The sequence below is a fragment of the Deinococcus sp. genome (assembly GCF_030523985.1).
GTDB lineage: Bacteria > Deinococcota > Deinococci > Deinococcales > Deinococcaceae > Deinococcus.
In genome coordinates this window covers 1-7,835 of sequence record NZ_JAUNHK010000068.1, presented here as the reverse complement: position 1 = coordinate 7,835, position 7,835 = coordinate 1, and the positions used below count along the sequence as shown (strand labels likewise).

10 protein-coding genes are annotated in these 7,835 nt (G+C 67.4%); 5 read left to right on the top strand and 5 right to left on the bottom strand.

Annotated features, from left to right (window positions below; genetic code table 11):
- Positions 1 to 67: 67 nt before the first annotated feature.
- From Q4C89_RS10365 to Q4C89_RS10350, 4 genes are read left to right on the top strand one after another with little or no spacing between them, the layout of a single operon-like run.
- Positions 68 to 1,477 (top strand): cobyric acid synthase, encoded by a 1,410-nt coding sequence (locus Q4C89_RS10365; RefSeq protein WP_303102538.1) that lies wholly within the window; start codon positions 68 to 70, stop codon positions 1,475 to 1,477.
- Positions 1,468 to 1,977: a bifunctional adenosylcobinamide kinase/adenosylcobinamide-phosphate guanylyltransferase gene (gene cobU / locus Q4C89_RS10360; protein WP_303102537.1), complete on the top strand. Its 510-nt coding sequence runs from the start codon at positions 1,468 to 1,470 to the stop codon at positions 1,975 to 1,977. The genes Q4C89_RS10365 and cobU overlap by 10 nt, the downstream gene beginning before the upstream one ends.
- A gap of 46 nt (positions 1,978 to 2,023) precedes the next feature.
- Positions 2,024 to 3,358 carry a cobyrinate a,c-diamide synthase gene (locus Q4C89_RS10355; protein ID WP_303102536.1) on the top strand — a complete coding sequence of 445 codons (1,335 nt, stop codon included), beginning with the start codon at positions 2,024 to 2,026 and terminating at the stop codon, positions 3,356 to 3,358.
- Entirely contained in the window at positions 3,346 to 3,999 is a 654-nt protein-coding gene (locus Q4C89_RS10350; protein ID WP_303102535.1) for an HAD family phosphatase, read from the top strand. Before Q4C89_RS10355 ends, Q4C89_RS10350 begins: the two co-directional genes overlap by 13 nt.
- 57 nt (positions 4,000 to 4,056) lie before the next feature.
- Here Q4C89_RS10350 and Q4C89_RS10345 read toward each other — a convergent pair whose 3' ends face one another.
- From Q4C89_RS10345 to Q4C89_RS10330, 4 genes are all read right to left on the bottom strand, one after another.
- Positions 4,057 to 5,616 carry a bifunctional UDP-sugar hydrolase/5'-nucleotidase gene (locus tag Q4C89_RS10345; protein ID WP_303102534.1) on the bottom strand — a complete coding sequence of 520 codons (1,560 nt, stop codon included), beginning with the start codon at positions 5,614 to 5,616 and terminating at the stop codon, positions 4,057 to 4,059.
- Between the two features lie 51 nt (positions 5,617 to 5,667).
- Positions 5,668 to 6,327, bottom strand: a complete 660-nt coding sequence (locus Q4C89_RS10340; RefSeq protein WP_303102533.1) for a DedA family protein — start codon at positions 6,325 to 6,327, stop codon at positions 5,668 to 5,670.
- 87 nt (positions 6,328 to 6,414) lie between these two features.
- Complete coding sequence (locus tag Q4C89_RS10335) at positions 6,415 to 7,131, bottom strand: IclR family transcriptional regulator (RefSeq protein WP_303102532.1); 717 nt, start codon at positions 7,129 to 7,131, stop codon at positions 6,415 to 6,417.
- A 22-nt stretch (positions 7,132 to 7,153) separates the two neighbouring features.
- Entirely contained in the window at positions 7,154 to 7,297 is a 144-nt protein-coding gene (locus tag Q4C89_RS10330; RefSeq protein ID WP_303102531.1) for a hypothetical protein, read from the bottom strand.
- Between Q4C89_RS10330 and Q4C89_RS10325 the strand changes: the two genes are divergently transcribed.
- Complete coding sequence (locus Q4C89_RS10325; protein ID WP_303102530.1) at positions 7,281 to 7,631, top strand: hypothetical protein; 351 nt, start codon at positions 7,281 to 7,283, stop codon at positions 7,629 to 7,631. The genes Q4C89_RS10330 and Q4C89_RS10325 overlap by 17 nt on opposite strands.
- 4 nt (positions 7,632 to 7,635) lie before the next feature.
- On the opposite strand, the gene Q4C89_RS10320 is transcribed toward Q4C89_RS10325, so the two are convergent.
- On the bottom strand, positions 7,636 to 7,835 hold a 200-nt coding region (locus Q4C89_RS10320; protein WP_303102529.1), incomplete at its 5' end, for a co-chaperone YbbN.

The window sequence follows — 7,835 nt, the reverse complement described above, 5'->3', positions numbered from 1 at the left end:
GCCTCTCACTGTTCACGCTGAATACCGCCGACTACGCCGACTTTCCCGAAGTGCCACTGCTGACCCTATGACGGCAAAAGCCATCATGATTCAGGGCTGCACCAGCAACGCGGGCAAGTCGTATCTGTGCGCGGCGCTGTGCCGGATTTTGAGTGACGAAGGGCTGAAAGTCGCCCCATTCAAGGCCCAGAACATGAGCAACAATGCAGGTGTCACACCAGACGGTCTGGAGATGGGCCGCGCCCAACTGGTGCAGGCCCGCGCCGCTCGCGTCGTGCCCGACGTGCGAATGAACCCCGTGCTGCTCAAGCCAGAGGCCGACACCCGAAGCCAGGTGGTGTTGCTGGGCCGCGCCGACCCCGAAATCACCGCCCTGCCCTGGCGCGAGCGCAAGCCCCGGCTGTGGCCGCACGTGCAGGGGGCGCTGCACAGCCTGATGAGTGATTTTGACGTGGTGGTGATAGAAGGCGCGGGCAGCCCCGCCGAGGTCAACTTGCGCGAATCCGACATCGTGAATATGCGGGTGGCGCGGGAAGTGCAGGCGAGCGTGCTGCTGGCCGCCGACATAGACCGGGGCGGCGCATTCGCCCACCTGCTGGGGACCTGGCACTGCCTGAATGCCGAGGAACGCGCCCTGCTGCGCGGTTTTATCCTCAACCGTTTTCGCGGCGATGCCCGCCTGCTGGCCCCCGCACCCCAGTGGCTGGAGGAACAAACGGGCGTGCCGACGGTGGGCGTGGTGCTGTGGCTGAACGTGCCGTTGCCGGAAGAAGACGGCGTGGCGGTGGAGCAGGCAGAAGGCAGATGGCAGATGGCAGATGGCTTTGTGGCGATTGCGCGGTTGCCTCGCGTGTCTAACCTGGATGAATTCGCGCCGCTGGGCGAGCTGGCCCGCTGGGTCACTACGCCTGCTGAACTGCGGGGGGCGCGGGCGGTCATTCTGCCGGGGAGCAAAAGCACGGCGGCTGACCTGGCGTGGTTGCGTGCTACGGGGCTGGCCGCCGAAATCTCGCGGCTGGCGCAGGCGGGCGTGCCGGTGCTGGGCGTGTGCGGCGGGCTGCAAATGCTGGGGCAGCGTATCACCGACCCGCACGGCGTAGAGGGTGGTCAGGACGTGCCGGGTCTGGGCCTGCTCGACCTGCACACCGAATTTGCGCCCGAAAAAACGACGCTTCAGACGACCTTCACCGACGCCGAGACGGGCTACCGCCTGGAAGGGTACGAGATTCACCACGGGCAGACCGTAGCGGGGGCGGGCGTGCAGGAGCTGGCACCGGGGCTGCTGTGGCGGCAGGGCAACGTGCGCGGCACCTACCTGCACGGCATTCTGGAAAATCCCGCTTATCTGGAGCAGTTTCTGGGCTGGGCGGGCCTCCCCGCGCCTGCTGGCCTGGACAGCCTGGACGCCCGCCTGGACGCGATTGCGGCGCAGGTCAAGGCCAGCTTGGACTGGGAGAGGGTGCGCTCGTGGCTCTGATTTTCGTGACGGGGGGCGCCCGCAGCGGCAAAAGCAGCTACGCCGAGAGGTTGGCCGCAGGCACCGGGCAGGCCGTGACCTACCTCGCCACCGCGCAGGCCTTCGACCACGAGATGCGCGAGCGAATCGGGCGGCACCGCGCTGACCGTCCCGCTGAGTGGATAACAGTCGAAGAACCGCTGAACGTGGTTCAGGCTGTGCAGGACGCACAGACGCCCACGCTGCTGCTGGACTGCCTGAGCGTGTGGGTGGGCAACCTGATGCACTTCGAGCAGACCGACGAGCAGATTCTGGCCCAGGCCGATGCGCTGGCCCAGGCCGCCCGGAGTCGCCCCGGCACGACCATTTTCGTGACCAACGAGGTCGGCTTCGGCATCGTGCCCGACAACGCCCTGGCGCGGCGTTACCGCGACGTGCTGGGCTGGGTGAACCAGCGGGCGGCGGCGGCCAGCACCGAGGCGTATCTGGTGGCGAGCGGGCTGCCTCTCAAGCTCAAATAGAGCCACGCCCCTTTCCAGTGGCTACACTTGGTCAGATGGTGATTTCGTGAACGCTTTCGTCCTGGCCGCGCCGCACTCGGGCAGCGGCAAAACCACGGTCGCTTCGCTGCTGTGTCTGGCGCTCCGCACACGCGGCCTGCGGGTGCAGCCCTTCAAGCTCGGCCCCGATTATCTCGACCCCACCCACCTCAGCCGCGCCGCCGGGCGGCCTGCCCGCAATCTGGACACCTTTTTGCTGCCGCCGGAACGAATGCGCCAGCTTTTCCGGCGCGGGTCAGCCGGGGCCGATGTCGCGGTCATCGAGGGTGTCATGGGCCTGTACGACGGACGCGACCCGCAGAGCGACGAGCACTCCACTGCCGACCTCGCACGGTCGCTGGGCCTTCCGGTGGTGCTGGTCATCGACGCGGGCGGCATGGCCCGCACGGTGGCGGCCCTCGCGGCAGGGCTGCGCGACTTCGGGCAGGGGGTGAGGGTGGCGGGCGTTATCCTGAACCGGGTGGGCAGCGTGCGCCACGCCGAACTGTGCGAACTCGCGCTCAAGCAGGTCGGCCTCCCGGTGCTGGGCTTCATCCTGCGCGACGAGGCGCTGCATCTGCCCTCGCGTCACCTGGGGCTGTTGAGCGCCGAGCAGGCCGCCTGGGACGAGGAAAAGGCGCTCAAGGCAGCGGAGCATCTGCGGCTGGACGCGCTGCTGAAACTGAGTGTCAAGGAGGATGAGGGGCCGAATGACGATTTCCCGACGACGCTCAGCCCTCTGCCCTCAGCCAGAATCGCCTACGCTTACGACGCGGCCTTTCACTTCTACTACCCCGACGCGCTGGACGAACTGCGGCTGGCAGGCGCGGAACTGGTGCCGTTCAGTCCGCTGCGGGACGCGGAGTTACCGGAGGACGTGGGCGGCCTGCTGCTGGGCGGCGGCTACCCCGAGGCGCACGCGGCGGAACTGGCCGCCAATGAAAAAATGCGCCGCAGCATCCGTGCTTTCGCGGCAACGGGGCGGCCCGTGGTGGGCGAGTGCGGCGGCCTGATGTACCTGGGCGAGTCGCTGACCGACTTGGATGGCCGGGTGCATGAGATGTGCGGCGTCATCCCCTACCACACCCGGATGCAGAGCCGCCTGAGCCTGGGCTACCGCGAGGCCACCGCCCTGCAAGAGTCGCCGCTGGTCCGCGCCGGAAGCGTGCTGCGCGGGCACGAATTCCACTTCAGCGAACTGACCCACGCGCCCACGCACCCGGCCTATAGCTGGCAGACCCACACGGGCGAAACCGTGCAGGAAGGCTACGCGCAGGGCAACGTCCTCGCCAGTTACCTGCACCTGCACTACGCCGCCGACCCCGCGCTGGCCCGGAGGCTGGTGACGGCGTGCCGCGTCTGAACTGGAGGGCACTTCTGGAAAGGTGGCGACCCGCTCACCTGCCGGAGATCGCCCCGGACACCCACCTCCTTTCGCTGGATGTGGACGGCGTGCTGGTGCGACCCCCCGAATTCTACGGGGCGAAGCTGCACCGCGAACACCCGCAAGTGATGCGCGACTTTATGCAGACGGCGTTCAGGTCGGCTTCGACCGGAAAAAGCGACCTGCTCGACCACCTGCCCATGCTGATGCAGCACATCGGGCGGGAAGGCGACCCCGAAGCGTTCTACCGGGAGTGGTGCGAGTACGAAAACGTCCCCGACGCCGAGATGCTCAGGGCCACCGCTGCACTACGGCAACAGGGCTGGCGGGTCTACCTCGCCACCAACCAGGAGCGGCACCGTACCCGTCATCTGCTGGAAGAAACGGGGCTGGGGAGCCTCTGCGACGGGCACTTCGCCAGCTACGCCGTAGGCCACCGCAAACCGAGCGCCGACTATTACACCGCCGTGACTGCTGCCCTCGGTGTCGCGCCCGACCGGATCGTCTTCTGGGACGACGCTGCCGAAAACGTCCAGGCGGCCCGTGCGGCGGGCTGGCAGGCCTGCCTGTTCACGGGCGTCCGCCAGTTCGAACGCGCCATGCAAGTCCAGAAGTCGTAGAGGTTACAGAACGGAAAAAGCTCCCAGCCACGCGCCGGGAGCCTTCCAATTCCGCCTTTACTTCGTCGGTTCGTTCTGAATGGCGATGCGGCCCTCATTCTGGGCGTTGAGGGTGGGGTTGGCCTTCAGGTAATTGACCAGCACGTCCACGTCCAGAATGCCGGTTTCCAGCTTGGGCGCTTCCTTGAACATGGTGAAGCCGTCGCCCCCCGCCGCCGTGAAGTTGTTGGTGGCGACCTTGTAGCTGCGGGCGTCGTCGAGCGGCTGACCGTTCAGGGTGACGGCGGTCACGCGGCTGCCTGCGGGTTTGGAGAGGTCGAAGCTGTAGCTCATGCCCCTGGAGACGTGCAGGAACTGGCCCTTGTTCTGGTCCCAGGTGGCGACGCCGTGTTCCAGCGCGTTCTTAATCTGCGCCCCGGTCAGGGTGATGATGGTGAGGGTGTTGCCGAAGGGCTGCACGGTGATGGCTTCCTCGAAGGTCACTGGCCCCTGGTCGATACTGGCGCGCACGCCCCCACCGTTGACGAGCGCGAGTTCGGCTCCGGCGTTTTGCCCGGCGAGCAGCGCGGCGTCGGCCAGCACGTTCGCCATGGTGCTTTCGCGGCGGCGCACGACTTCACGCGCTCCGTTGAGGGGGCCAGCCGCCGTCGCCACGACCTGCTGGCGCAGATTGGCAATCGGCACGGCCAGGGTGGTCGCCATGCGCTTGGCGGTGTCGTCCTCGGCAATGTCGGCGCTCACGGCGACGGGCGTGCCCTCGTAGCTCTGCACGTTGCCCGCGTCGTCGAAAGTCACCTTCAGGCGGCCCAGCACCTTGCCCCATTCCCAGGACTGCACGACCAGCACGCGGCCCTGTGGCCCCTGCACGACGGTGGGGTATTCGCCCTCGGACTTGGGGAAGTCCTTGTTGCCCTCGAAATTGCCGAGCAGCGTGTGGCTGTGACCACCCACGATCACGTCGAGGCCGGGAACAGCCGCCGCCACCTTGAGGTCTTCGCTGTAGCCCAGGTGCGACAGGAACACGACCTTGTTGACGCCCTGAGCCTGAAGGTCGCTGACGGCGCGGCTGACGCTCTCGGTCAGGTCGAGGAACTTGACGTTCGGGCCAGGCGAGCTGATCTGCACGGTGTCGGGGGTGATGGCCCCGACGATGCCGAGCTTTTCACCGCCGACGTTAAGGACGGTGTAGGGCTTGACCACGTCCTTGAGGGTGGGTTCGGCGCTCACGTCGAGGTTGGCGGCCAGCAGCGGAAACTTGACCTTCTGGGCAAAAGCGGCCAGGACAGCGGGGCCGTCGTCGAACTCGTGGTTGCCCACGCTCATGGCCTGCACGCCCAGGTAGTTCATGAAGATGCCGTCGGAAATGCCCTTATAGACGTTGTAGTACAGGGTGCCCTGGAAGGGGTCGCCTGCCGACAGCACCACCGGATTGGGGTCTTCGGCGCGGTACTTTTTGACCAGCGTCGCGATGCGGGGATAGCCGCCGTACATGCCTTCGCCGACCTTGGACGGGTCGATGTGGGCGTGAACGTCGTTGTTGTGAATCAGGGTGACGGTCACGGGCGCGGCGGAGGCGGTGCCGAGCAGGGCAGTCAGCAGGAGCATGGCTTTTTTCATGTCGTTTCCGAGTCTAAAGCCTGGGCGGTCAGGGGAGAATAAGGTCAGCCCTCAGCGGCGCGTTTCGGACTCGGTGACGGGGGGCACGTCCGGCGCGGCCTGTACCTGTTCGGTTTCACTTCGGCGGCGCTGCCACCACCAGCGCCCCACGACACCCAGCAGCAGCAAAGGCAAGACGTACAGCACGATTTCGCGGCCCCAACGTTCGAGTTGCGGCAGGATGACCGGGCCGAACTTCCACAGCAGGGTCTGCCAGACGCCCACATGAATCAGCGACCCGATCAGGCTGTACACCAGGTACGGCCCCAGCGGATAGTTCACCATCCCCGACACCAGCGTGACCGGAGTGCGCAGGCTGCCCACCGTGCGGCTGACCACGATCAGGGGGCCGCCCCAGCACCGCAGCAGCGTTTCGGCCCGCTCGCTCTGAAGGCGGCTGACCCACTTCGGCGGCAGGAAGCGCAGGCCCCAGCGCCCCACCCCGTACCCGCAGACGCTGCCCACCCAGTTGCCCAGCGTGCCCCAGAAGATGGCGGCGGCGAGGGTGGTGTGGCCCGCGTCTATCTCGGCGACCTGCGCCAGCATGGGGAGCACGCCCGGCACGCCCGGCACCCCGGCTCCCTCCAGAAACATCAGAAAAAAGGTGGCGAAGTGCAGCCAGAGCGGGTCGAGGCCAGCCAGCCAGAGGCGAAGGTCGAAGGAGTCGGTCATGCGTGGGAGTCAGTGTCCGTGACACAGCGCAGACATGCAAGCGAGATTCGCTGACCAGACGCTCAGATATGGGTCAGGCGTGCCCGCTCAGAGCTGCTCCTGCACCTCGTCCGCCGCATCACGCAGCCGCCGCACCAGCTGATCGCGTTCGCGCAGCCGGGCGGTAGGCAGGCTCAGGCCCAGCGCCGCCAATACCTCTTCTCCTCTGCCCAGCGGCACGGCGAGGCTGCTGGTGCCGATGGCCCATTCGTCGCTCGTCTGGGCCAGTCGGGTGCGGCGAATCTCAGCCGCTTCGTCCTTCCAGGGCCGGGCGAGGGTGTGCGGGGTAAAGCGCGGCGACTCTGGTGCCAGTTCCAGGCCACGCAGGGCGTAGAGCAGTTTGCCGCTGGCAGTGGCATGGGGCGGCAACTCGAAGCGGGTTTCGCCCTCCACCAGGGCGTCGCCGCGCCCCTGCACGCTCCGGGCGATGCAGATGACCTGTTCGCCCTGAAGCATCGACACGAAGGCCAGCAGCCCGGTGCCACGGGCCAGCCGCTCCATCTGGGCGTGGGCCAGCGAGTACCAGGGTAGCGAGCCGTAGAGCGCCGAACTGAGCTTGAGCAGCCGCCAGCCCAGGCGGTAGCGGCCCCGCCCGACCTTGAGCAGCAGGCCGCTGGCGCTGAGGGTGGTCAGTTGTTCGTGCAGGGTCGAGGTGGGCAGCCCCAGCCGCCGGGCGAGGTCGCTGAGTTGCCATTCGGTGTGGTCGGCATCGAACAGTTCGAGCACGGCAATGGCCTGGTCCACCGTGTTCAGCGTGCGCGGCATGGCTTCACTGTAGCGGCACGCCTCAGGACCGGAACAGCCCCCGCGCTTCTTCGTCGGTGAGGGGGGCCAGGCCGACCCGCAACAGGTAGGGACGGCGCGGCGCGTCTCCTTGCTGCTGCGCCAGCGCCTGAGCTTTTCGCATCAGCCGGATGAAGTCCAGTTGCACCTCCCGCGCCTCCGCCCCAGTTAGAAAGCACAGCGGCGACCCGCTGGCCCTCGATTCGGCCCTGCTGGACGACCTCGCGGCCCGAACGGTCGAGGCGGGCACGGCCCTGGTGCCGACCCTCAGCGTGCACGAGGAACTGGCCGAGGCCGAAGCGCCCGACCTGCTGGCGCTCCCGCTGGGCGACCTGGAAGGGGAAATCATGACGGGCTTGAAGGGGCAGTGGACTCACCTTTACGGGGCCACCGACCACCTGCGGCGGGTGGTGCGCGGGGGCCAGTCCTTCAGCCCGCAAGTGCTGCGCGAGAGGGCCGCCGCCCAGACCTTCCCGGCCTGAGCCTTTAGAGGTGGCTCAGGTGCTCTACCCGCGCCCGCAGCGCCGCTTTCTGGGTCACGCCGACCATCTGGTCTACTTCCTCGCCGCCCCTAAACATCACCAGCGTGGGAATCCCGCGCACGCCGAAACGGGCCGGGGTCTGCGGGTTCTCGTCCACGTTGACCTTGACCACGCGCACCTTGCCGGGCAGGTCACGGGCGAGGT